Source organism: Comamonas thiooxydans, assembly GCF_000964545.1.
Taxonomy (GTDB): domain Bacteria; phylum Pseudomonadota; class Gammaproteobacteria; order Burkholderiales; family Burkholderiaceae_C; genus Comamonas; species Comamonas thiooxydans.
In genome coordinates, this window is sequence record NZ_BBVD01000001.1 from 228,536 (window position 1) to 251,548 (window position 23,013).

The window sequence follows — 23,013 nt, forward strand, 5'->3', positions numbered from 1 at the left end:
CCCCCCCTAGCGCACCCCGGCAATCATGGACAGGCCGCCAGCCTGCACATAGTTGAGCACCATCAACAGCACCTGCAGGCCAATCAGGGCAATCAGCGCCGAAAAGTCCACATTGCCTATCAGGGGCACCACCTTGCGGATAGGAGCCACCAGCGGATCGGCCAGACGCTGCAGCACGCCGTAGATGGGCGAATAGGGCTGCACCCAGGACAGGATGGCGTAGATCAGCAAGATGCCCATCATGCCGGACAGAATGACCTTGATCAGCCCGCACAGCGCCAGCCATGGCAGCGCCACAACCGAGCCCTTGGCACCCAGCAGCAGCCAGATCAGCAGCACCTGCACCAGTTGCAGCAGCAAGGCAGCAATAAGACTGGATTTGTCCCAGCGGCCCTTGGCGGGAACGACTTTGCGCAACGGCATGACAATCCAGTCGCTCAGCGCAAAGACCAGTTGTCCCACGGGATTGCCAAACGGCACACGCTGCACCTGCATGTACATGCGCAGCAGGCAGGCCCCGCTGATCAACCCGACGACGACATCCAGCAGAAACAAAACGATTTCAAACAGCATGTGACCCAATTCAGAAAACAGTGAGCAACTCACCCATTCGTGGGATGATAGCCGGGCACCATGACTGATACACAAAGTCTGCATTCCCTGCCCCTGTTCCCGCTGAACACGGTGCTGTTTCCTGAAGGCCTGCTGAGCCTGCAGGTCTTCGAGGTGCGTTATCTGGACATGATCCGCAAATGCCAGCATGCCGACGCCCCTTTCGGCGTGGTTGCGCTGCAGTCGGGACAGGAGGTACGCAAGGCTGGCGCCCAGACCGAGCGCCTGCACTCGGAGGGCGTACTGGCCCATATCGCCCGGCTCGACTCTCCCCAGCCCGGGCTGCTGCACCTGCAATGCAAGGGCGTCCAGCGCTTTCACATCCAGCGCTGCTGGCAACTGCCGCATGGCCTGTGGGTAGCCGATGTCGCCATGCTGCCCGACGACCCCAAGGTCACTGTCCCCAAGCATTTGATCAGCACCTCTCATGCACTGGCTCAGGCCTTGCTGAACCTGCACAGCCACGACCCCGACCACGCGCAACTGCCCACTCCGACGCAGATGCACGACTGCGCCTGGGTTGCCAATCGCTGGGCCGAGATGCTACCCCTGCCGGTGCGGGTCAAGCAGCAGCTCATGACACTGGATGCCCCGCTGCTGCGACTGGAGCTGATTGCCGATGTGCTGGAGCAAAGCGGCATTACCGGATCAGGCCCGCAGGAGGAAGCCTGAATTTGGCTCCTCCCTTTAACGGCGGTGTAAAAACACTACTTTTTCGACAGCATTCAGCTGGCTTTCTCCGCTGCAGTCTGGGCCATGGAGGCGACATTCCGCAGTTCCTGCGAGCGCTTTGCCCGGTCGCTTACCGCTGACTCGGCAAAAAACTTAAAATCACCGGTTTCGGGCAGCGGCTATCCTTGCCGCGCCCCCATTCCTGGCCTCCAACCGGCGCTTGTCGCTGGCGCTCTCTTTTCATGACTGAACAAAACATCTCTTCTGCGGCAGAAAACACCGCCCCTCAGGACGAAAACAAACTCATCGCCGAGCGCCGCGAAAAACTCAAAGCCCTGCGCGAGTCTTCCAAGGCCAATGGCGGCGTTGCCTTTCCCAACGACTTCAAGCCCGAGCACCGCGCCGCAGCCCTGATCGCCGAGCACAGCGACAAGGATGCCGAAGCCCTGGACGCTGCAGCCGTCGCCGTCAGCGTGGCTGGTCGCATGATGCTCAAGCGCGTGATGGGCAAGGCCAGCTTTGCCACCGTGCAGGACGCCACGGGTCGTATCCAGGCCTATGTCACCCGCGATGCCGTGGGTGAAGAGGTCTACGCCGACTTCAAGAAATGGGATCTGGGCGACATCATCTCCGTCGAAGGTCAGCTGATGAAGACCAAGACCGGCGAGCTGTCGATCAAGGCCACGAAGATCCGCCTGCTCACCAAGAGCCTGCGCCCCATGCCCGACAAGTTCCACGGCATGGCCGACCTGGAGCAGAAGGTGCGCCAGCGCTATGTGGACCTGATGACCGACGAAGAAGCCCGCAAGCGCTTCGTGGCCCGCAGCAAGGCTGTGGCCGGCATCCGCGACTTCATGGTCGAACACGGCTTCCTGGAAGTCGAGACACCCATGCTGCACCCCATCCCCGGCGGTGCCAATGCCAAGCCCTTCATCACCCACCACAATGCGCTGGACCAGGAGATGTACCTGCGCATCGCGCCCGAGCTCTACCTCAAGCGCCTGATTGTCGGTGGCTTCGAGCGCGTGTTCGAGATCAACCGCAACTTCCGTAACGAAGGTATCTCGGTGCGCCACAACCCCGAGTTCACCATGATGGAGTTCTACGCGGCCTACTGGAACTACCAGGATCTGATGGACTACACCGAAAAGCTGATCCGCGACGCGGCCATGAAGGCCGTTGGCACGCTTGAGCTGAGCTATGGCGGCAAGCCCGTGGACCTGGCCAAGCCCTTTGAACGCCTGACCATCCCCGAAGCCATCGTCAAATACACCGAAGCCGGCGACAACGTGGGCAACCGCGAATGGCTGACCAATGCCCTGAAGAAGCTGGGCATGAAGGAAGACAAGGACAAGCTGTCCACCCGCACCCTGGCCAGCCTGCAGGTGCTGTACTTCGAAGAGGTGGTGGAAGAGAAGCTGTGGAACCCCACCTTCATCATGGAACACCCCACCGAGATCTCGCCGCTGGCGCGCGCCAACGACGAGCGCCCCGAAGTGACCGAGCGCTTCGAGCTCTACATCACGGGCCGCGAATTCGGCAACGGCTTCTCCGAGCTCAATGACGCCGAAGACCAGGCTGCCCGCTTCAATGCCCAGGTGGAAGCCAAGGACGGAGGCGACGACGAAGCCATGTACTTCGACCACGACTTTGTGCGCGCCCTGGAATACGGCATGCCCCCCACCGGCGGCTGCGGCATCGGTATTGACCGCTTCATGATGCTGCTGACCGACAGCGCCAGCATCCGTGACGTGATTCTGTTCCCGGCATTGCGCCGCGAGGTCTGAGAAGCGGCTGTGCGCCCGGCTCGGGCGTTGCGGAACAACATGGCCTGACGGGCCTCTGACGATCCGCGACTGAGACACCAATAGCCACCGGCACAGCCAGATTGCGCACCGGCCACTATTCAAAATAGGCTGTCGCAATACTGGCTGGCTATACTGCTTGACATGCAGATTCCCCAATACTGGGCTCAGGCAAGACTACGTCATCAGACCGGCGTACGCCATGGCGTCACCGTTCAACGCTGGGGCTGGTCCGACAACAGCGAGTCAGATGCCCAGGCTCATGCTCAGCAAAGAGCACAGCAGGCACTGGAGGCGGCTCTCGCTGCCGCTGCCAAGCGCAGCCTGCCCGAAGACTTCGAGCGCATGGAATGGCGCACCGAATACGGGCTGGACGGCGGCACACCCATTCGTGAAGAGGTGCTGGAGCGGCGTGATGAATCCGTCATGACGCGCAATAGCTATGGCGCACACTGCCTGAATACAGAGAACGTGGCCATTGCCGATATCGACTTTCCACATCAGAAAAAGCCTGCCCGCTTCCCAGTCATTTCGTCGCTGCTGCTGGCTCTGGCCCTGCCCTGGCTGTGGATGACCCCGCTGACCTGGAGTCTCGGTGCGGCGATGCTGATGCTGCTGGTGGCCAGCATCGGCCTGGTCTTCTGGTCAGGCCTGAAGCAATGGCTGCATGCCCGCCAGACGCAGCGCAACAATGCCCGCCTGCCACCGCCTGTGGATATTGCACTGGCAAAAGTTCGGGCGTTCTCAGCCAGGCACCCGGACTGGGGCTTGCGCGTCTACGAAACGCCCAAAGGACTGCGCGTCATTGTCACCCACACCGCACTCGCCCCCTCCTCGCCCGAGGTCCAGGGGCTGTTCCAGCAACTGGAGGTTGACCCGCTCTACGCCATGCTGTGTAACCAGCAGCAGTGCTTTCGCGCCCGAGTCAGCGGCAAACCATGGCGCATGGGCCTGAACGGTCTGTCGAGCCAGGAAAGGCGCTGGCCCCTGCCTGCCGCCTCTCAGACTGCACGCCAGCAGTGGGTGTCGGTATATGAAACAAGATCGACGCAGTTCGCGGCCTGCCGCTTTATCGCTCAACTGGGCGCGACGACGCTGTGTTCAGCGGCACAGACTTTCGTCATCTGGCACGATGAACGCAGCAAAGCGCACTCCTCTCTGGCATTGGCCTGAGCATGTCCGTGACCATTCACAAAGCCTGTTGCTTAAAACCGGCGTATAAAGTAACAATATATTTCCCAGACCATGCCTGAACTACCGATGAGTCTGACCCTGACCTTCCTCTCATGACAGCTCTGCCATCCTCTGCATCAGCTTTGTCTGCCATCGAATCCAGCGGGGCACGGTTCTCGTCACCCGATTCTGCGACGCCGTTCTCCGTACTGGTCGTCGAGGATCAAGCAGTCATGCGAGCTGCTCTGGTGACGGAACTTCGCCAGGCCGGTGTGACACAGGTGCTTGAAGCCGAAAACGGCCGCACCGCGCTGGCACTGTTTCGCAGCGAAAGACCCGATCTGGTGCTGCTGGACATCCGCCTTCCCGGCGAAGACGGCTATTGGGTCGCGCGTCAGCTGCGCGAGGCCGAGCCCGGCGAGTGGACACCCATCATCTTTCTCTCCGGCCTGGACAACGATCTGGACGTCTGGCGCGGTATTGAGGCGGGCGGCGACGATTACCTGGTCAAACCCGTCAAACCCATTGTGCTGGTCGCCAAGCTGCGCGCCATGCGCCGCCTGCTGGACATGCGCCGTCGCCTGGTCACGGTCTCTGCAGAGCTGCATCTGGCGAATCAAAAGCTCAACGAAATGGTGGAGCTCGATGCGCTCACGGGTCTCGTCAATCGTCGAGGCCTCGATCGCATGCTGCATGCCGAAATTGCTGCGGCAAGGCGCGAGAGCAGGCCGCTGACGCTGATGCTTTGCGACCTCGATCACTTCAAGCACTTCAACGATACCTACGGCCATGTCCAGGGTGACGAATGCCTCAAGCAGGTCGGGCGTCTGCTGCGCGAAGTCTGCGTGCGCCCGCGCGACATCGCCGCACGTTATGGCGGTGAAGAGTTTGCCATGATCCTGCCCAATACCCCGCGCTCCGGTTCGATGACGTTCGCACGTGCTCTCGGCCAAATGCTCAAGTTCCTCAAGATTCGCCCGCCAGGAGCCGCCGAGGATATTCCGCTGACCCTCTCCGGCGGGATTACCACCTGCATTCCCGACGAGCACACCAGCGCCGAATCCATGCTGATGCGAGCCGACGAAGCCCTGTATGCCGCCAAGTCTCAAGGGCGCAACCGCTTCTTCAGCTTCGAGATGCAGATGGACACCATAGAGCAGAGACAGATCTAGCAGTCCGCCAAGCAGCGTTGCGGCACTGCCTGCCCATTCGACACTTATCAGCTCCGCTCTCAAGAGACGCTAGGATTGGCGCATTGTCCTGTCAGCCCTTCGGGGCTGACCTCTGCCGTTTTTCTCGAGTGACTGGTTATGCGTCGTCTTCAAATGCACCTGCCCGATTGGATGCAGGACTGGCTTGAAATCCTGATTCCCGGGGTTCAGATCTTTCTCATCATCCTGGTGGCCTGGCTGATCAACTGGCTCATCAAGCGCATCATCTCGCGTGCAGGCAAGGCCTATGACCTGCCTCATGAGCTGCTCATGCCGCTGCGCGGCGTGTTTCGCTGGATCATCATCGCCGCCGCCATACTGGCGATTCTGGAGCGCCTGGGCATGTCGGCTACCGTGCTCTGGACGGCTTTCACCGGCTTTGCCACCGTGGGTGCCGTTGCCTTCTTCGCAGCCTGGAGCGTGCTCTCCAATCTGTTTTGCGCGCTGCTGATCGTCACCGTCGGCCCCTTCCGTCTGGGCGACTATATCGAGGTGCTCGACACTGCCGAGAAGCCTGGAGCCAAGGGCCGCGTGATCGACCTCAATATGCTCTACATCACCTTGCAGGATGACAGCGCACCGGCAGGCATGCCCAATCTGCTGCAGATTCCCAACTCACTGATCTTCCAGCGCGTCATTCGCCGCTGGAAAGGTGGCATGCCGGTGGTGACGGAGAACACGCCGGCCACCAGCCAGGAAGAAGCGTGCGCGGTGGCCATCACGACTCCTGGCGGCAGCGCCGCTGCCTCGGGCTGAGACCGACCGATACCCGGTCTTAATGCAAAAGGGCTTCCTGAGAAGCCCTTTTTTGATTCCCTCAAGGCAGACGCGGCCTGACCTTGCTGGCAGCCAGCTTGGCATTCACACGTGCTTGCTCCACATCGCTGGCGCGCGCCAGGGCCACGCCCATGCGACGCTTGACAAAGCTCTCGGGCTTGCCAAAAAGGCGCAAATCGGTGCCGTGCACTGCCAGGGCCTGGTCCACTCCATCAAACACCAGGCCTTCTGCATCCTGACCACCGTAAATTACGGCACTGGCACCAGGGTTGCGCAGGCTGGCATCCACGGGCAGACCCAGAATCGCGCGGGCATGTAGTTCGAACTCGCTTTGCCACTGCGTGCACAGCGTCACCAGACCTGTGTCATGGGGACGCGGCGAGACTTCGCTGAACCAGACCTGCTCGCCCTTCACAAACAGTTCCACGCCAAACAGGCCCAGGCCGCCGAGGTCATCGGTAACGGCCTTGGCAATCTGGCGCGATTTCTCGAGTGCGGCTGGGTGCATGGGATGAGGCTGCCAGCTCTCCACATAGTCGCCGGCCTGCTGGATATGGCCCACGGGATCGCAGAAATGGGTTTCGATCTGACCATCCGCCCCCTTGGCGCGCACAGTCAGCTGGGTGATTTCGTAATCGAAGTCGATAAAGCCTTCGACAATCACGCGGCCCTTGGCCACACGGCCGCCGGCCATGGCGTAATCCCAGGCCTTGGCCACATCGGCCGGGCCGTCGATCTTGCTCTGGCCCTTGCCCGAGCTGCTCATCACGGGCTTGACCACACAAGGGTAGCCGATGGCGGGCTGGCCGTCGCTGCCGTCGATCGCGGCTTGCAGCTCGACCAAGGAGTCGCAGAAACGATAAGGGCTGGTGGGCAGGCCCAGGGTTTCAGCGGCCAGACGGCGAATACCTTCACGGTCCATGGTCAGACGCGCGGCTCGGGCCGTGGGAATGCAGGTGATGATGCCTGCGGCCTCCAGCTCTTCCAGCATGGGCGTGGCAATGGCTTCTATCTCGGGCACGACCAGATCGGGCTTGACTTCTTCGATCAGTGCCTTGAGCTGGGCCGGATCGCTCATGGTGATGGTGCGCGCATGATGGGCCACCTGCTGGCCAGGCGCGTTTTCATAGCGGTCCACGGCAATGGTTTCCACGCCCAGGCGCTGCAGGGAAATCAGCACTTCCTTGCCCAGCTCGCCGCTGCCCAGCAGCATGACTTTGGTGGCATTGGGGGAGAGAGGGGTTCCTAGGGTGGTCATGGTTGCATCCTGCATATATGGGGCCGAGCCCCCGATCATAGGCGAGCAGGCAAGCCTCTCGTGACTGCAGCCTGGCAATTCGGCCGCTTTCAGCGCCGAGCTATGAAGCGCATGGCACGGCTGATTGAAGATTCAGTGCGGCATCGGCGAGTAATGCACGATGCGGCAGGCGCCGCGATTCTTGCATTGCCCGTCCAGATAGCGAAAGCGTACCGTCACGGCAGCACCGGGACTGGGCCACTGCCTGCGCGGCAGCTCGCTTTGATAGTCCGCCGTTTCAGGCCTGAAGCTCAGCGCCGTGCCCGGCTGCGGACATTCGGCATCGCCGCTGGCTTTGGCTTCGAGCACGCGGGTCTGCAGCGCGCGGCCACCGCTTTGCTTTTCTCGCACCTGCACCTTGAGATCGCAGATCTGCCAGTCTGCAGCCTGGGCGGCAGCGGCGCAGGCGGTCAAAGCCGTCACAATCAGAATTCGGAAAAGAGTCATCTGCCTACCTGCGAGTGAGTGATGTTCATGGCCCAGCATCTCTACCAAATAGATAGCTTCAATCGCTTCAAGACAAAGGGAGTGAGGCCAATATCATAGATTTTTTCGGTGGGTATCAGTGCGTCAGACCGACAGCCTTGCCGCCACGCTGCGGAATGCTTCCCGCGTCGAATCGCATCTCGGAAGTCCAGACCGCATCGTCCCAGACCCAGGGGCTGCTGGCCTGCTCCAGACCCAGCACATGCACGCCGCTCAGGTCCTTGACGCGTTCCTTGAGCCAGTCGATCTGATCGCTGCGCACAAACACCAGGCAGGCAATCTCCCAGTCGGGCTGCGTGATGCCCAGGCCGTGCAGCTGCGACAGCAGCGGGGCATACCATTTCTCGACCCGCTCGTTGAGACGGTTGACCAGCGCCAGCGGATAGCCGGAAGCCGATACCTCGACCACATAGACCTGGCGACGCGCCGGGCGCAATGCCACGAAAGCCGGGCATTGCCAGCCATCGGCCACCTCGTACTTGGGGGCCACAAAAGTCTCACCGTTGGCCGTGAGCAGCTGCATCACGGCTTCTTCATGTCGGTCCATGCTGAATTTCTCCGGCGCGCCGAAAGTGCGCGCAGGCTCACACCTTAGCGCAGCTCAGGCCTCGCCGAAGCAAATACCGATATCACGCGCCATGGTCAGCAGCGGGCTGTCCAGCGGCACGGTGCGCTGGGTGTTGGCCACATCGGCAATCGCCACACTGCCGATGCGGCCGTTCTGCAGCGTGACCATATGGCCCAGCTGGCCGCCCAGCACCAGTTGCGCCGCATGGTGGCCGAACTGCGTGGCCAGCACCCGGTCAAACGGCGTCGGATCGCCGCCGCGCTGCACATGCCCCAGCACCGTGGTGCGCACCTCGCTCTGGAGATGGGGTTGCAGGCGCTCGCGCAGCACATGGCCGACGCCGCCCAGACGCACGGGGTCGGGACTGTGCGCAATCCGCTCGCGCACCGTCAGGCTCTGGCCGCTTTCCTTGGCCCCCTCGCCGATGCAGATGATGGTGTAGCGCTGACGCCGCTCGCGCTCCTGACAGACCTTGATGATGGACTGCAGGTCGTAATCGATCTCGGGCAGCAAAATGATGTCGGCAGCACCAGCGATGCCGGACTCCAGCGCCAGCCAGCCTGCGTGGCGACCCATGGTCTCCACGATCATCACGCGGTGGTGGCTCATGGCCGTACTCTCGATGCGGCGCAGGCTTTCGGTCACCGTCGCCACGGCCGTGTCGAAGCCGAAGCTGCGCTCGCAGTTGGCAATGTCGTTATCGATGGTCTTGGGCACGCCCACGCATTGCAGTCCCACCTGCGCCAGGCCGTGGGCCAGACTCATGGTGCCGTCGCCGCCGATGGCGACCACCACATCCAGTGCCAGCGCCTTGACATTGCGCCCCACCTGGGCCAGCGTGGCCGCATCGCGCAGCGGGTTGGCGCTGTTGCTGGTGCCCAGGATCGTGCCGCCGATATGCAGAATGCCGCTGACCTCGTCCCAGCTCAGCGCTCTGACGCGCGGACTGGCATCCATCAGCCCTTCAAAGCCGTCGGCAATGCCCAGTACCTCGCACTGGCCATGGTTGATCAGAGACTTGGTGACCGCACGGATCACCGCATTGAGGCCGGGGCAATCGCCGCCACCGGTCAGCACACCAACGCGCATGGGCTCGCTCTCCAAAGATTCTTGAATGCACATCATCCCACGAGAAAGTCGCTGCCAGAGCCTCCCATGCCTGCACCGTGGTTGAGACTGCTTGTCCCCGAACCTGCCTGCTTCAGCGGCTCCCGGGCAGGTCGGCCTCCCGGATCCCTTGCTGCGGCTGCAGCAGCCAGCGGGCCGTGTGGAACTCCGTCACGCTGTCGCGGTGCGCCACCGAAACCAGTGCCCCGCCTCTGCCCTGCACCAGTTGCACCAGCCGGCTGTAAATCTGCGCTTCGGCAGCATTGTCCAGCGCGCTCGTGGCCTCGTCCGCAAACACCCAGGCCGGACGCTTGAGCAAGACCCGCGCAACGGACAGCCGCTGCTGCTCGCCTCCCGACAGGCTGCTGTTCCAGGCCGCCTGGCTGTCCAGCCGCTCCTGCAGCTGCGGCAGCTGCGCTTCGCGCAAGACCTGTTTGAGCTCAGCGTCGCTGTAGCTTGCCGCCGACTCCGGATAGGCCAGGGCATCGCGCAGGCTGCCGTCGGGAAAATAGGGACGCTGAGGGATGAACATCGCGTCCAGAGGCCGCTCCACCTGACCTCGCGCATAGGGCCAAATACCAGCAAACGCCCGCAGCAAGGTGGACTTGCCGCTGCCCGAAGGCCCGCTGATCAACAGCCTCTGGCCCGGGCATATCTGCAGCCTGGCGTCCGCCACGATGGGGCCTCCTGCGGGCAGGGATACATCGAGATTCCGGGTCTGCAACTGGTTCGAAGCTTCAAGCTGCACGCCGACCGGATGCTCCTCCTGCTCGCGCAGGCTCTCGTCGAAACCGGCCAGGCGCGCAGTCGTGGCCCGCCAGGCAGCGATATCGGAGTAGTTGTTGACGATCCAGCTCAGCGAGTCCTGCACCTGATTGAAGGCCGAGCCTATCTGCATCAGCTGACCCAGCTGGATGGCGCCGCTGAAAAAACGCGGTGCCGCAATGATGAAGGGAAAGACCACGGCCGCCTGGCCGAAGAAATTGGTAAACCAGCTCAGGCTCTTCTGCTTCTTGATCAGGTCCAGGTAGTTGCCCAGGGCGTCGCCGAAACGCAGGCCGATCTGCGCCCCCTCCACACGCTCGCCACCGTCCAGGGCGATCGCCTCGGCATGCTCGCGCACACGGATCATGTGATGGCGGAAGTTGGCCTCCAGTTGCTGCTGGCGGTTGTTGAGTCGGACCTGGGGTTTGCCGATCCAGAAGGTGATCGCACTGCCGACCAGACAATACAGCACGGCCATCCAGACCATCAAACCGGAAATCTGCAGCTGCCCGCCGCCGAGCAGTGCCGGCAGACCGATATCGACGACGGAACTCAGACTCCAGAGAATGCCGACGAAGCTCACAAAGGTGACGGCCGCATTCAGCAGCCCCATGGAAAGCGACACGGTATAGGTGGTGAACAGATTCAGGTCCTCCTGAATCCGCTGATCGGGGTTGTCGGGGGCCTTGGCATTGCCGTCCACGCCATAGCGCCCCAGCTCCAGCCGGTAGAACGCCTTAGCCGACAGCCAGCGCTGCAACATATGCTCGGTCAGCCAGCGCCGCCAGTTGAGCTGCAGCAACTGCGTCAGATAGAACTTGTAGACCGCGATGACGATGTACACCAGGGCCAGCCAGAGAAAGCGCCATAGCTGCTGCCAAAACACCTCGGCCTGCTTGTTCTGCAATGCGTCATAGAACACCCGGTTCCATTCATTGATCTGCACCAGCATGAACACCGCGGCGAGATTGAGGCCCACGATGGCGGCCAGCAGCCCCCAGGCCCGCCATTTCTCCTCGGACTGGAAATAGGGCCGGGTCAGGGTAAAGGCCTGGCGCAGCACGCCCGGCTGGTGTTTACGGGACTCAGGTCCCGGGCTCTTGGAATTCATGCAGGCTTTCGGTGATTCATGAACAAAGGCGCAGCGACGATGCCACGGCCAGGCTCCTGAGCTCACCCTAAGCCGGCTAACTGAGGCCAGACTTAAATGCCAGAGACCGCCCTACCTGGCCTTCAAGGGACATAAAAAATCCGCTGCCCTTGCGTCAAAGGCAGCGGATGGCGGGGCCGGCTCAGTGCCGCCTAGGGCAACAGATCCAGCGCCTGCAGATAGGCAGGCTGGCGCATCAGATCGTCCCAGGCCTGAGGTTCCGTGTCGGGCAGCAGCGAGACACGGCGCGACTCGGAGTCGATATCGGGCACCCAGCGGCCGTCGCGCAGCGCGGCATCCATGCCGTCCAGCAACTCGTCCACATGCTCGCCCAGACCCAGGCTCTGGTTGCACAGCAGCACCATGTCGCAGCCCGCATTCAGGGCCGTCAACGCGGCATCGGTGTAGCTGATGAGTGCGCCGTCGATGCGGCGCGCGCCCTCCATACTCAGGTCGTCGCTGAAGATGGCTCCGTCATAGCGCAGACGGGCGCGCAGAATGTCCTTGAGCCATTTCTCGCTGAAGCCTGCCGGGCGCTTGTCCACCTTGGGATAGATCACATGGGCGGGCATGACGGCGGTGAGCACGCTGGACAGCCAGGGATAGGGAGCGGCGTCTTCGTCGAGGATGGCCGTCAGGCTGCGCTTGTCGACGGGAATGTCCACATGCGAGTCGGCCTTCACAAATCCGTGACCGGGAAAATGCTTGCCGCAATTGCCCATGCCGGCCTGCAGCAGACCCTGCATCAGGCTCCTGGCCAGCGTGGCCACCACGCGCGGGTCACGGTGAAAGCTGCGATCGCCGATGACCGAGGATTCGCCATAGTCCAGGTCCAGCACGGGCGTGAAGCTGAAGTCCACGCCGCAGGCGCGCAGCTCCGTGCCCAGCACATAGCCGGCGGCCGTGGCGGCGTTCATGGCCCGCATGGCACCGCTGCCTTCGCGGTATTTCCGGCCCTTGCCACCGTCATCCATCCACATCTCGCCAAAGGCGCGCATGGGCGGCAGATGCGTGAAGCCATCGGTGCGAAAGCGCTGCACGCGACCGCCCTCGTGGTCCACGCTGATCAGCAGATCGGGCTTGACGGCCTTGATATCGGCACACAGCTGAACCAATGCGCTACGGTCCTGCCAGTTGCGCTTGAAGAGAATGATGCCGCCCACCAGCGGATGGGCCAGGCGCGCGCGGTCCACATCAGTCAGCAATGTGCCGGCAATATCAATGATCAGAGGTGCATGCATGCTCATGATTTATATATTTCTATAGCTTCCAGCGCTTATATATCAAGCACCAGAGGCTAATTTCACTCTTTTCTTTCGACGACACAAAAGCTGGCCGCGTAGTCGGACTCGTCGGTGACGGACAGGTGCGCCGTCAGATTGTTTTTCTCGAACCATTCCTTGAGTTCGCCATGCAGACGAATCGCAGGCTGGCCGCTGGGCAGTTTGATGACTTCGCAATGACGCCAGGTCATGGGCATGACCATGCCCATTCCCACGGCCTTGCTGAACGCCTCCTTGGCCGAGAAGCGCGTGGCCATATAGCGGATGCCGCGTTCGGGCCAGCGCTCGCTGCGTGCCTTCCAGGTCGCCAGCTCGCCATCGGCCAGAATCTTGCGGGCAAAACGCTCGCCATGCTTTTCCAGGCTTGCGCGTATGCGGCGCACATCGCAGATATCGGTGCCGATGCCGTAAATCATCCGTGGCTCCTTATAGAGAAAAAGGCCTCAAACGCTTACCTACAAAGCGCTGGCAGCTATCTTTTCAGGAATTTTTACCTGCCATGCCGGCGTCGATGCAGGCCTGATAGGCCTTGACGGTCTCGGCATAGCCCAGCTCCAGCGCATCGGCAATCAGCGCATGGCCGATGGAGACTTCGGCCAGACCGGGCACCCGGGCCACAAAGGCGGCCAGATTGTCGCGATTGAGGTCATGGCCGGCATTGATGCCCAGGCCCGCATCCAGCGCGGCCTGCGCGGCCCTGGCATAGGTTTGCAGCTGCTGCTCCTGCTCGGCCTGGCCCCAGTTGGCAGCAAAAGGCTCGGTGTAGAGCTCCACGCGGTCGGCACCTACGGCCTTGGCCGCCGCCATCTGCTCGGGGATGGGGTCCATGAACAGGCTCACGCGCACGCCCAGGGCCTTGCACTCGGCAATCAACGGCTGAAGGCGTTCGGCATCCTGGGGAAAGCTCCAGCCATGGTCACTGGTGAACTGGTCTTCGCTGTCGGGTACGAACGTGGCCTGATGCGGGCGCGTCTGGCGGATGAAGTCCATCAGGTTCTGCGTGGGATTGCCTTCGATATTGAACTCGGCGCTAGGCCAGCTCTTGAGCAGCTCGTGCAGCTCGAAGACATCCTGCGCGCGGATATGACGCTCGTCGGGACGCGGGTGGATGGTGATGCCCTGCGCTCCGGCCTCCAGGCAGATCTGCGCCGCACGCGTCACCGAGGGAATGCCCAGATGGCGGGTATTGCGCAGCAGCGCCACCTTGTTGACATTGACCGAAAGCGCGGTGCGAGGGGAGGCAGGGGTATTCATAGCGATTGCAGATCCATCATCAGCTGGCGGGTGCGCAGCATGGTTGAGCCGCAATGGTATTGCAGAAGATGGCGCAATTGCGGCTTCAGGGCCTGGGCCACCTCCGGCTCGGCCAGCGCGTTCAGGGTTCTCGGAAATGGCTGCTCGGCCTGCAGCGCCAGCTCTATGGCCTGCCACTGCTGGCCGCTCAGCGCCGCGCGCTCGTAGCCGGCGGCCTGGCGCAGGCCGCCGTCGGCCACCAGGGTGTAACGCAAAACACTGTTGAGCTGGCTGAGCGTTGCGCTTTCCTGCCTCAGATCGGGCAGATGGCCGAGTTCGCGCAGCAGCACCAGCTCGAAGGCACGCAGCACGGGTTCGATGGCCTCGGTCGTGCCGCCATGCTGGCCAGCCAGCACACGCACCACACCGGCATAGATATCGAACAGCGCCGTATAAGGGTCGTCGCGCGCCAGCAGGCGCAGCAGCAGCTCGTTCAGATACATGCCCGACCACAGCGCATCGCCCTGGGGCATGACATGGCCGCCCACCCATTCCGCCCCCTTCAGGCTATGAATCTCGGCATTGCCCTCTGCTCCCAGCGTGTAGCTGAGCTTGAGCGGCTGCAGCGGCAGCAGCACGGGGCGAAAGTTGGAGGTATGGCGCTTGACGCCCTTGGCCGCAAGCGCCACGCGCCCGCGATGACGTGTGAACACCTCCAGAATCAGGCTGGATTCGCTCCAGTCGTACTGGTGCAGGATGTATGCGGGTTCGTCGCCGACGCGTTTGGCTGCCACGGAAGGAGTCAGATAAAAGAAAAGGCCTCAGCAGAGGCCTTGGTCCGGGAATGATAGCTTGAGGCGCAGCATTCACGGCGCCGCAAGGCCATCACTCGTAGCCGAAGGATTTGACCCGGGCCTCATCGTCGGCCCAGCCGGACTTGACCTTGACCCAGACTTCGAGGAACACCTTGGCATTGAGCAGCTTTTCGAGCTCCTGACGGGTTTCGGTGGAGATGCGCTTGAGGCGCTCGCCGCCCTGACCGATCACCATGGCCTTGTGACCGTCGCGCTCGACCACGATGGTGGCTGCAATGCGCATGAAGCGACCGAACTTGGGGCTGGGCTCTTCCTCGAACTTGTCGATGACAACTGTCGAGGTATAGGGCAGCTCGTCGCCAGTGAAGCGGAACAGCTTCTCGCGCAGAGTCTCGGAAGCCAGGAATTTCTCGCTGCGGTCGGTCAGTTCGTCCTCGCCGTAGAACCAGGGCTGCTGCGGCAGGTATTTGGCGCAAATGCCATACATGCGCTCGATATCCTTTTTGTTCTTGGCCGACATGGGTACGAACTCGGCAAAAGGATGGCGCTCCTGCATGTCGCGCAGCCAGGGCGCGATCTCGGCGCGGCGACCCACGGTGTCGAGCTTGTTGGCGATCAAGAGCGTGGGAATGCCGGGCTTGAACAGGCTCAGCACCTTGGCATCGGCCAGCGTGAAGCTGCCTGCCTCCACCACGAACAGGATCAGGTCCACATCGCCGATGGCGCCCATCACGGTCTTGTTGAGCGACTTGTTCAGGGCAGTGGAATGCTTGGTCTGGAAACCGGGGGTATCGACAAAGACGAACTGGGTCTCGTCCTTAGTGCGGATGCCGGTGATCCGGTGGCGCGTGGTCTGGGCCTTGCGCGAAGTGATGGAGATCTTCTGGCCCACCAGCGCGTTCATCAGCGTGGACTTGCCCACATTGGGCTTGCCGACGATGGCGATCAGGCCGCAGCGCTGCTCTTCGGGCGCGTAGACGCGGGCCGGAGCCTCCTCTTCCTGGTCGCGGATGGCGGTCGGCGTGCTGCCGGGCTTGGCAGCGGCCAGCATGGCGCTGATGTAGTCCAGGCTCGGGTCGCTGATATCGGTAGTAACAGACTTGGGACCTTTTGGGCCCTTGGCTTTTTCTGCACCTGCGGTGCCCGCTATCTTTTTCTTAGCAGCATCGGTCATGGATTTTTGGCTTTCACTTTTTCCAGCAAGGCAGCAGCGGCTGCCTGCTCGCCCATGCGACGGGATGCTCCCGAGCCCTGGGCGCTGATATTCCATTCGGCAATCGTGCACTCGACCTTGAAGGTCTGCTTGTGCGCCGCGCCACTGATTTCCACCACATGGTATTGCGGCAGCTTCATGCGCTTGCCCTGTAGCAATTCCTGCAGTGCGGTCTTGGGGTCTTTGTCGGCCGCACGCATATGGGGGTTGATGTCCACGCCCTCGAAAAGGTGGTGGACGACTTTCTCGCCTGCGGCAAAGCCGGCATCGAGGTAGACGGCACCGATCAGCGCCTCCACGGCATCGGCCAGGATGGAGGGACGCTGCTTGCCACCGGACTTGGCCTCACCTTCGCCCAGACGCAGCAGATCGGGCAGCTGCAACTTCAGCGCAATCTTGTGCAGCGTGCCTTCCTTGACGAGATTGGCCCGAACGCGCGAGAGATCGCCTTCGGGCATGGAGGCCAGCTTGGCATAGAGCAAGCTGGAGATGGCCAGACTCAGCACCGAGTCGCCCAGAAACTCCAGTCGCTCGTTGTTGTCGGCCGAAAAGCTGCGGTGCGTGATGGCACGCTGCAGCAGTGCCGGGTTGGCAAATTGATGTTGCAGCCTTTGCTGCAGAGCGACTAGAGCAGGTTCCACCTGAAAGGTCTATTTCTTGAAACGGTAAACAAGGTAGGCAGGGCCTGCCAGATGAATCTCACGGGAATACTCGAAGCCCACGACGATCTTGTCGTTGACCTTGGTCACGTTCAGATCGTTGCCGGAGATGGACTTGAAGTCGTCAATGGAGGCCGAACGATCGAAGCTGGCCTTGACTTCGGCAACGGTACTGCCTTCAGCGGCGGCCTTGTTGGCCGCCTTGGTGATGGCCTGGTACTCCAGGAAGACGGGCACCGATTGTGCGCCAATTGCGGCAACCGCCACGATGATGGCCACGAGAAACACCAGACCGATGAAGGACAGACCACGCTGCCTGGAGCGCAATGCCAGATTTTTCATGCTTTTCCCCTCTCAAGCCGGGCATGTTCCTGCCCGTGTATCCCAGAAAAATGACGAAACGATTGCCGGTGCTCAGTGGAAACGGCCGATACGGCTCAGGTCACCGAAGTTCATCCAGACAAAAAAGGCCTTGCCCACGATGTTCTGGTCGGGCACAAAACCCCAGTAGCGTGAATCCAGCGAGTTGTCGCGGTTGTCGCCCATCATGAAGTAATAGCCCTCGGGCACCTTGCAGGTCACGCCTTCCACGCTGTAGCGGCAGTTTTCCTTGAAGTCGAAATTGCTCGCCCCCTGGATGAAGGCCGGCACATCGTTGTTGACGATGGCACGGTGCGGCTGCTCGCCCAGAGTTTCCTCGAACTGCTTGAAGTAACGCATCACGTCACGGTCCAGAAAGTCCGGCAGCTCGCGGGTGGGCAGCTCCTTGCCGTTGATGCTCAGGCGCTTGTTGATATAGGCCACCTCATCGCCGGGCACGCCCACCACACGCTTGATGTAGTCCAGCGTGGGCTGGGGGGGGTAGCGGAACACCATCACATCGCCACGCTGGGGCTTGTTGCCTTCGGTGATCTTCTTGTTGATCACGGGCAGACGGATGCCGTAGGTGAACTTGTTGACCAGGATCAGGTCGCCCACCATCAGCGTCGGAATCATGGAGCCCGAGGGAATCTTGAACGGCTCGAACAGGAAGGAACGCAGTACGAAGACGATGGCGATCACCGGGAACAGACCGGCAGTCCAGTCCAGCCACCAGGGTTGCATGAGAATGCGACCTTTGGCGTCTTCGGAGACTTCGATGTCAGTCTTGGCAATGCCCATGCGGTCCAGCTCGGCGCGGCGCTCGACGGCAGCCTGCTCCAGCGCAGCCGCAGCCGCGCGGCGTCGAGGCCAGAAGTAAAAGCGTTCGGCCAGCCAGTACACACCGGTCACCACGGTTGCCAGAAACAGCAGCAATGCGAAGTTGCCTTCGATGGAGCCGGTGTACCAGGCCGCGATATAGCCTACAAAGGCCGCCAGGATGGCGGCCGTGATCCACTGCATGACTTGCATCAATCCTCCACTTGCAGAATGGCCAGGAAGGCTTCCTGCGGCACTTCCACCGAACCGATCTGCTTCATACGCTTCTTGCCGGCCTTCTGCTTTTCGAGCAGCTTGCGCTTACGCGTGATGTCGCCGCCGTAGCACTTGGCCAGCACGTTCTTGCGCATGGCCTTGACGGTCTCACGCGCAATGATGTTGGCGCCGATGGCGGCCTGAATGGCCACGTCGAACATCTGGCGGCTGATGATCTCGCGCATCTTCGCCACCACGGCACGGCCGCGGTAAACGGACTGCGAACGGTGCACGATGATGGACAGGGCGTCGACCTTTTCGCCATTGAGCAGGATATCGACCTTCACCACGTCGGATGCGCGATATTCCTTGAACTCATAGTCCATGGAGGCGTAGCCGCGCGAGACGCTCTTGAGCTTGTCGAAGAAGTCCAGCACGATTTCGCCCAGAGGCATCTCGTAGGTCAGCATGACCTGACGGCCGTGGTATTGCATATTCATCTGCACGCCACGCTTCTGGTTGGCCAGAGTCATCACCGGACCCACATAGTCTTGCGGCATGTAGAGGTGCACGGTCACGATGGGCTCGCGGATCTCCTGGATGCGGCCGATGTCGGGCATCTTGGACGGGTTTTCCACGTCGATCAGTTCACCATCGCCCTTGATCACCTGGTAGACCACGCTGGGGGCCGTGGTGATCAGATCCTGGTCGAACTCACGCTCCAGGCGCTCCTGCACGATTTCCATGTGCAGCAGACCCAGGAAGCCGCAGCGGAAGCCAAAGCCCAGAGCCTGCGAGACTTCGGGCTCGAACTGCAGCGCCGCATCGTTGAGCTGCAGCTTTTCCAGCGCATCACGCAACTGGTCGTATTCAGAGGCTTCGGTGGGATACAGACCGGCGAAAACCTGGGGCTTGACTTCCTTGAAGCCCGGCAGAGGCTTCTCGGCAGGCCCCAGATTGTTGGGCAGCTTTTTTTCCAGCGTGATGGTGTCGCCCACCTTGGCGGCCTTCAACTCCTTGATGCCGGCGATGATGTAACCCACCTCGCCGGCCCTGAGCATGTCGCGTGGCTGGTTGGCCGGGGTGAACACGCCGATGTTGTTGGCTTCATAGGCAGCGCCGCTGGCCATCATCTTGAAGCGCTCATTCTTCTTGAGCTCACCATCGACCACGCGCACCAGCATCACGACGCCCACATAGGGGTCGAACCAGCTGTCCACGATCATGGCACGCAGCGGGCCATCGGGATTGCCCTTGGGAGCTGGCACCTTGGCAACGATAGCTTCCAGGATCTCGTCTATGCCCATGCCGGTCTTGGCCGAGCAGGGAATGGCATCGCTGGCATCGATACCGATCACGTCCTCGATCTCGGCCTTGGCATTGTCGGGGTCGGCCTGAGGCAGGTCCATCTTGTTGAGGACGGCGAATACCTCCACGCCCAGGTCCAGCGCGGTGTAGCAGTTGGCCACGGTCTGGGCTTCCACGCCCTGGGAGGCATCGACCACCAGCAGACCGCCTTCGCAGGCCGACAGCGAGCGCGAGACTTCGTAGGAGAAGTCCACGTGGCCGGGGGTGTCGATCAGGTTCAGGTTGTAGACCTTGCCATCCTTGGCCTTGTACTGCAGGGCGGCGGTCTGGGCCTTGATGGTGATGCCGCGCTCTTTCTCGATGTCCATCGAGTCCAGCACCTGGGCTTCCATATCGCGGTCGGCAAGGCCTCCGCAGCGCTGGATCAGGCGGTCCGCCAGAGTGGACTTGCCATGGTCAATGTGCGCAATGATGGAGAAATTACGGATGTGATTCATCAACGAGAAAGACAGCTTTGGAATTGAAAAAAGTGGCCTGCAGCAGCAAGAAAAAAGGGCGCGTCCCTCAAGCGGCGCGCCCTTAACCAACAATCTCTGGCAACTGCGATAGTTGGGACTTTATTGTAGGCAAAACTGGCCGCAAGCCAAGACCCAGCAAGGCTTGACAAGTTTCGGTTTGTGATTTTCGAATTCATTTATCAACAAATTATCCACAAACCAGAAAACACCGTTTAGCCATCAGCAGCCGGAGATTGCAAAGGCTTTTGCACCGCTTGAAAACCGCCTGTCAGCGTGATTTTTTGCGTCCAACCACCATGCATTTGCGTGGGATTCTACCCAATGGCATAGGGGCACTGACAGGCTGAGGGCTTGTTGTCATTTCAGATCACGAAATGGCAACAAGCCCATGCAGGCTTTTCGCCACATTTATTTGGCAGGGCGAATCAGCACATACTGCGCCCAGTCACCACGGCGCACCAGCACATTGACGGGTTTGGACTTGTCGGCCTTGGCCCAGGCTGCCTCGAAGCTCTTGAGATCGGAGACTTCCACATTCGCCAATTGCAGAATCACATCGCCTTCACGCAGGCCGGCACGGGCTGCGGCATCCACCGCAGCCGACACGCGCACGCCGCCCTTGATGGCCAGCTCCTTCTTCTGTGCAGACGTCAGCTCGCTCAGCGTCAGGCCCAGAGCCTTGTTCTCCAGCGTACCGGATGGAGTCTTGCCTGCACCACTGTTGCCTGCCTTGGTCTTGGCAGATTCGTCGGAAGGTACTTCGGCAATCACCATGCTCAACTCCTTGAGCTTGCCGCGGCGCAGCACGGTAATGGTGCTCTTGGTGCCAGGCTTGGTATTGCCCACGAGACGCGGCAGATCGGAGACCTTCTCGATGGCCTTGCCATCGAACTTGGTGATCACGTCGCCCGCCTCCACGCCGGCCTTTGCGGCAGGCGAGTCCGGCTCGACGGCCGACACCAGAGCGCCCTCGGGCTTGCCAAGACCGATGGACTCGGCCACATCCTTGGTCACGGGGCCGATCTGCACACCGATACGGCCGCGCGTGACCTTACCGGTGGCACGCAGCTGATCGCTGACACGGATCGCTTCATCCACGGGAATTGCAAAGCTGATGCCCATGAAGCCGCCCGAGCGCGAGTAGATCTGACTATTGATACCCACCACCTCGCCGCGCATATTGATCAGCGGGCCGCCCGAGTTGCCGGGATTGATGGCCACATCGGTCTGGATGAAGGGCAGATAGTCGCCGGTATCGCGCTGCTTGGCCGAGACAATGCCGGCCGTCACCGAATTTTCGAGTCCGAAGGGCGAGCCAATCGCCATGACCCACTCGCCCACACGCAGCTTGCTCACATCGCCGATCTTGACTGCGGGGAGCCCTTTGGCATCAATCTTGACGACAGCCACATCGGTGCGCTTGTCCGCGCCGACTATTTTTGCCTTGAACTCGCGCTTGTCGGTCAGCGTGACAATGACTTCATCGGCACCATCGACCACATGGGCATTGGTCATCACATAGCCGTCAGCCGTGAGGATGAAGCCCGATCCCACGCCACGTGGCTGCTCTTCCTCGGACTGACCGCCCTTGGGCGAGCGCTGACGCGGCACATTGGGCACGGGAAGGCCGAAGCGGCGGAAGAACTCCAGCATGTCTTCATCCATGCCCAGAGCTTCGGCGCTGTTGTTGGAGACCTTCTCCAGTGTACGGATGTTGACCACCGAAGGGCCGACCTGATCGACAAGATCCGTGAAGTCCGGCAGCCCGCGCGCCGTTGCAGCACTTTGGGCATGAGCGGCAGTAACCGGCAGCATGCCTCCTGCAGCCAGGGCCGCGATCGCCATCGAACTGGCAATGGCTGTAGCCGAAACACGGGATTTGAGCGTCATCCAGGATGGTGTGCGCATCGTTTTTATTCCTTGTTTGAGTCGTCGGACAGAACGGGCCGCCAAATCAGACCCATGAGAGAAAACAGGTGAGAGCATTGAAGCGCATTCTGGCAAAAGCCGCCATCAACTGAAAGCGCTCCGGTCCGTGAAATCGGGCGCAGATCAAACAGTATCTGCACCCAACTAATCCTAAATCAATAGCTGCGTACGCAAGCTGCATAAAAGCTTAGGCCTGAAAACCCTGCATTTCAGGCCTAAGACTGCTGTGCGGAGAAGCATCAATGGCGGGTAGCCGTGGCAAAGCTTGCATTGCGCAAAAAGCTGGCAGGCATCTGCAGATTGGGCACGCTGCTTTGCTGGGGGTGAGAAGCCAGCAACTCGTCCAGACGCGGATCACGCAGCATCACGGTCTGGCCGTTGGGGCCAGCAACTGCCACCACGGTGGAGGACTGGGCTTCCGAGCCCAGAGGCATGGTGGTCTCTTCACCGCCCGAAACGGGCTGGCTCAAGCCCAATGATGCGGCAGGCGCAGCGGCCACTACGACATTCGGGCTGAGAGCAGCGAGCTGCGCCCCACCCTGGCGACCGTACAGCCCCCCCGAGCCCGCGATCATGACCCCCCAGCCAACGGCGGCCACGGCAGCAACCGAGGCAAAGCCGGCAGCCATTTTCCAGCGAAAGACCGATGCATTGGCCGCCTGACGTGCAGGCAGGCTGACCACGGTTGCACCGTTGCCCAGCGCCTGGCCCCGCTCCTCGGCAGCTGTGATCTGCTCCAGCCCGCCCAAGCTCAATGAGCTGGCCGCATCTGCGGTCACACCGGGCAGATGAATGCCGCGGATCGGCTCGCGCTCCATATGGGCGCGCACGCCGCTCAAAATATCGTGCTGACTGTGATGTGCCAACTCGGGAGAACGCAGCACATCGCCAATCAGGTGGTACATGGCCCAGGACTGCTGGCCTTCGTCGCTTTCCGCATAGGAGAGCACAGCCTGCATCTGGACCGAGGAAGCCTCGCCATCCACCAGTGCCGACAACTGTTCCTGCTTGATCAGATCGTCATTCATGAAGTTCAC

Annotated in this window: 22 protein-coding genes; 5 read left to right on the forward strand and 17 right to left on the reverse strand. The window is 61.4% G+C overall.

The features are described 5' to 3' along the window. Positions 1 to 6: 6 nt before the first annotated feature. The gene (locus Cth01_RS01045) at positions 7 to 573 is read right to left on the reverse strand and encodes a YggT family protein (protein ID WP_045838330.1); all 567 of its coding nucleotides are present in this window, start codon (positions 571 to 573) and stop codon (positions 7 to 9) included. 60 nt (positions 574 to 633) lie between these two features. On the opposite strand from Cth01_RS01045, the gene Cth01_RS01050 reads away from it, so the two are divergent. The 5 genes from Cth01_RS01050 (at position 634) to Cth01_RS01070 (ending at position 6,229) form a co-directional block, all read left to right on the forward strand. Then, positions 634 to 1,284: an LON peptidase substrate-binding domain-containing protein gene (locus Cth01_RS01050; RefSeq protein ID WP_034353402.1), complete on the forward strand. Its 651-nt coding sequence runs from the start codon at positions 634 to 636 to the stop codon at positions 1,282 to 1,284. Between the two features lie 242 nt (positions 1,285 to 1,526). After that, positions 1,527 to 3,071 carry a lysine--tRNA ligase gene (lysS, locus tag Cth01_RS01055; protein WP_034353397.1) on the forward strand — a complete coding sequence of 515 codons (1,545 nt, stop codon included), beginning with the start codon at positions 1,527 to 1,529 and terminating at the stop codon, positions 3,069 to 3,071. Positions 3,072 to 3,233: 162 nt separating this feature from the next. Next, the gene (locus Cth01_RS01060) at positions 3,234 to 4,262 is read left to right on the forward strand and encodes a hypothetical protein (RefSeq protein ID WP_034408616.1); all 1,029 of its coding nucleotides are present in this window, start codon (positions 3,234 to 3,236) and stop codon (positions 4,260 to 4,262) included. Between the two features lie 233 nt (positions 4,263 to 4,495). Further along, positions 4,496 to 5,434, forward strand: a complete 939-nt coding sequence (locus tag Cth01_RS01065) for a GGDEF domain-containing response regulator (protein WP_003064229.1) — start codon at positions 4,496 to 4,498, stop codon at positions 5,432 to 5,434. Positions 5,435 to 5,572: 138 nt separating this feature from the next. Further along, positions 5,573 to 6,229 (forward strand): mechanosensitive ion channel family protein, encoded by a 657-nt coding sequence (locus tag Cth01_RS01070; protein WP_003064226.1) that lies wholly within the window; start codon positions 5,573 to 5,575, stop codon positions 6,227 to 6,229. A 61-nt stretch (positions 6,230 to 6,290) separates the two neighbouring features. On the opposite strand, the gene purT is transcribed toward Cth01_RS01070, so the two are convergent. The 16 genes from purT to Cth01_RS01150 form a co-directional block, all read right to left on the reverse strand. Then, positions 6,291 to 7,508 (reverse strand): formate-dependent phosphoribosylglycinamide formyltransferase, encoded by a 1,218-nt coding sequence (gene purT / locus Cth01_RS01075; RefSeq protein ID WP_045838383.1) that lies wholly within the window; start codon positions 7,506 to 7,508, stop codon positions 6,291 to 6,293. A gap of 132 nt (positions 7,509 to 7,640) precedes the next feature. Then, positions 7,641 to 7,994 (reverse strand): hypothetical protein, encoded by a 354-nt coding sequence (locus tag Cth01_RS01080; RefSeq protein ID WP_045838331.1) that lies wholly within the window; start codon positions 7,992 to 7,994, stop codon positions 7,641 to 7,643. 115 nt (positions 7,995 to 8,109) lie between these two features. After that, entirely contained in the window at positions 8,110 to 8,580 is a 471-nt protein-coding gene (locus Cth01_RS01085; RefSeq protein WP_003057958.1) for a hypothetical protein, read from the reverse strand. Positions 8,581 to 8,634: 54 nt separating this feature from the next. Then, the gene (locus Cth01_RS01090) at positions 8,635 to 9,690 is read right to left on the reverse strand and encodes a 6-phosphofructokinase (protein ID WP_003057959.1); all 1,056 of its coding nucleotides are present in this window, start codon (positions 9,688 to 9,690) and stop codon (positions 8,635 to 8,637) included. A gap of 112 nt (positions 9,691 to 9,802) precedes the next feature. After that, positions 9,803 to 11,584 (reverse strand): ABC transporter ATP-binding protein/permease, encoded by a 1,782-nt coding sequence (locus tag Cth01_RS01095; RefSeq protein ID WP_045838332.1) that lies wholly within the window; start codon positions 11,582 to 11,584, stop codon positions 9,803 to 9,805. 191 nt (positions 11,585 to 11,775) lie between these two features. Beyond that, positions 11,776 to 12,870 carry a beta-N-acetylhexosaminidase gene (gene nagZ, locus Cth01_RS01100; RefSeq protein WP_045838333.1) on the reverse strand — a complete coding sequence of 365 codons (1,095 nt, stop codon included), beginning with the start codon at positions 12,868 to 12,870 and terminating at the stop codon, positions 11,776 to 11,778. Positions 12,871 to 12,926: 56 nt separating this feature from the next. Then, positions 12,927 to 13,322: a holo-ACP synthase gene (gene acpS, locus Cth01_RS01105; RefSeq protein ID WP_034378694.1), complete on the reverse strand. Its 396-nt coding sequence runs from the start codon at positions 13,320 to 13,322 to the stop codon at positions 12,927 to 12,929. A 64-nt stretch (positions 13,323 to 13,386) separates the two neighbouring features. Next, entirely contained in the window at positions 13,387 to 14,160 is a 774-nt protein-coding gene (locus tag Cth01_RS01110) for a pyridoxine 5'-phosphate synthase (protein WP_045838334.1), read from the reverse strand. Beyond that, positions 14,157 to 14,933 (reverse strand): DNA repair protein RecO, encoded by a 777-nt coding sequence (gene recO / locus Cth01_RS01115; protein WP_034353373.1) that lies wholly within the window; start codon positions 14,931 to 14,933, stop codon positions 14,157 to 14,159. The genes Cth01_RS01110 and recO overlap by 4 nt, the downstream gene beginning before the upstream one ends. A 91-nt stretch (positions 14,934 to 15,024) precedes the next feature. Continuing rightward, complete coding sequence (gene era / locus Cth01_RS01120) at positions 15,025 to 16,128, reverse strand: GTPase Era (RefSeq protein ID WP_122974417.1); 1,104 nt, start codon at positions 16,126 to 16,128, stop codon at positions 15,025 to 15,027. Further along, positions 16,125 to 16,808: a ribonuclease III gene (gene rnc, locus Cth01_RS01125; RefSeq protein WP_003057967.1), complete on the reverse strand. Its 684-nt coding sequence runs from the start codon at positions 16,806 to 16,808 to the stop codon at positions 16,125 to 16,127. Before rnc ends, era begins: the two co-directional genes overlap by 4 nt. A 9-nt stretch (positions 16,809 to 16,817) precedes the next feature. Beyond that, positions 16,818 to 17,168, reverse strand: coding sequence for a DUF4845 domain-containing protein (locus tag Cth01_RS01130; protein ID WP_003057968.1), 351 nt, complete (start codon positions 17,166 to 17,168; stop codon positions 16,818 to 16,820). Between the two features lie 72 nt (positions 17,169 to 17,240). Then, the gene (lepB, locus tag Cth01_RS01135) at positions 17,241 to 18,218 is read right to left on the reverse strand and encodes a signal peptidase I (protein WP_034408607.1); all 978 of its coding nucleotides are present in this window, start codon (positions 18,216 to 18,218) and stop codon (positions 17,241 to 17,243) included. Beyond that, complete coding sequence (lepA, locus tag Cth01_RS01140) at positions 18,218 to 20,026, reverse strand: translation elongation factor 4 (protein WP_034353366.1); 1,809 nt, start codon at positions 20,024 to 20,026, stop codon at positions 18,218 to 18,220. Before lepA ends, lepB begins: the two co-directional genes overlap by 1 nt. Before the next feature lie 429 nt (positions 20,027 to 20,455). Continuing rightward, entirely contained in the window at positions 20,456 to 21,955 is a 1,500-nt protein-coding gene (locus tag Cth01_RS01145) for a DegQ family serine endoprotease (RefSeq protein ID WP_034353363.1), read from the reverse strand. A 260-nt stretch (positions 21,956 to 22,215) separates the two neighbouring features. Then, positions 22,216 to 23,004, reverse strand: a complete 789-nt coding sequence (locus tag Cth01_RS01150) for a sigma-E factor negative regulatory protein (RefSeq protein ID WP_034408604.1) — start codon at positions 23,002 to 23,004, stop codon at positions 22,216 to 22,218. Positions 23,005 to 23,013 lie beyond the last annotated feature (9 nt).

Excerpts from the sequence above, each read along its gene's own strand:
- Cth01_RS01045 (WP_045838330.1), bottom strand. The coding sequence starts at position 573 with ATGCTGTTTGAAATCGTTTTGTTTCTGCTGGATGTCGTCGTCGGGTTG.
- Cth01_RS01050 (WP_034353402.1), top strand. The coding sequence starts at position 634 with ATGACTGATACACAAAGTCTGCATTCCCTGCCCCTGTTCCCGCTGAAC.
- lysS (WP_034353397.1), top strand. The coding sequence starts at position 1,527 with ATGACTGAACAAAACATCTCTTCTGCGGCAGAAAACACCGCCCCTCAG.
- Cth01_RS01060 (WP_034408616.1), top strand. The coding sequence starts at position 3,234 with ATGCAGATTCCCCAATACTGGGCTCAGGCAAGACTACGTCATCAGACC.
- Cth01_RS01065 (WP_003064229.1), top strand. The coding sequence starts at position 4,496 with ATGCGAGCTGCTCTGGTGACGGAACTTCGCCAGGCCGGTGTGACACAG.
- Cth01_RS01070 (WP_003064226.1), top strand. The coding sequence starts at position 5,573 with ATGCGTCGTCTTCAAATGCACCTGCCCGATTGGATGCAGGACTGGCTT.
- purT (WP_045838383.1), bottom strand. The coding sequence starts at position 7,508 with ATGACCACCCTAGGAACCCCTCTCTCCCCCAATGCCACCAAAGTCATG.
- Cth01_RS01080 (WP_045838331.1), bottom strand. The coding sequence starts at position 7,994 with ATGACTCTTTTCCGAATTCTGATTGTGACGGCTTTGACCGCCTGCGCC.
- Cth01_RS01085 (WP_003057958.1), bottom strand. The coding sequence starts at position 8,580 with ATGGACCGACATGAAGAAGCCGTGATGCAGCTGCTCACGGCCAACGGT.
- Cth01_RS01090 (WP_003057959.1), bottom strand. The coding sequence starts at position 9,690 with ATGCGCGTTGGTGTGCTGACCGGTGGCGGCGATTGCCCCGGCCTCAAT.
- Cth01_RS01095 (WP_045838332.1), bottom strand. The coding sequence starts at position 11,584 with ATGAATTCCAAGAGCCCGGGACCTGAGTCCCGTAAACACCAGCCGGGC.
- nagZ (WP_045838333.1), bottom strand. The coding sequence starts at position 12,870 with ATGAGCATGCATGCACCTCTGATCATTGATATTGCCGGCACATTGCTG.
- acpS (WP_034378694.1), bottom strand. The coding sequence starts at position 13,322 with ATGATTTACGGCATCGGCACCGATATCTGCGATGTGCGCCGCATACGC.
- Cth01_RS01110 (WP_045838334.1), bottom strand. The coding sequence starts at position 14,160 with ATGAATACCCCTGCCTCCCCTCGCACCGCGCTTTCGGTCAATGTCAAC.
- era (WP_122974417.1), bottom strand. The coding sequence starts at position 16,128 with ATGACCGATGCTGCTAAGAAAAAGATAGCGGGCACCGCAGGTGCAGAA.
- Cth01_RS01130 (WP_003057968.1), bottom strand. The coding sequence starts at position 17,168 with ATGAAAAATCTGGCATTGCGCTCCAGGCAGCGTGGTCTGTCCTTCATC.
- lepB (WP_034408607.1), bottom strand. The coding sequence starts at position 18,218 with ATGCAAGTCATGCAGTGGATCACGGCCGCCATCCTGGCGGCCTTTGTA.
- lepA (WP_034353366.1), bottom strand. The coding sequence starts at position 20,026 with ATGAATCACATCCGTAATTTCTCCATCATTGCGCACATTGACCATGGC.
- Cth01_RS01145 (WP_034353363.1), bottom strand. The coding sequence starts at position 21,955 with ATGCGCACACCATCCTGGATGACGCTCAAATCCCGTGTTTCGGCTACA.
- Cth01_RS01150 (WP_034408604.1), bottom strand. The coding sequence starts at position 23,004 with ATGAATGACGATCTGATCAAGCAGGAACAGTTGTCGGCACTGGTGGAT.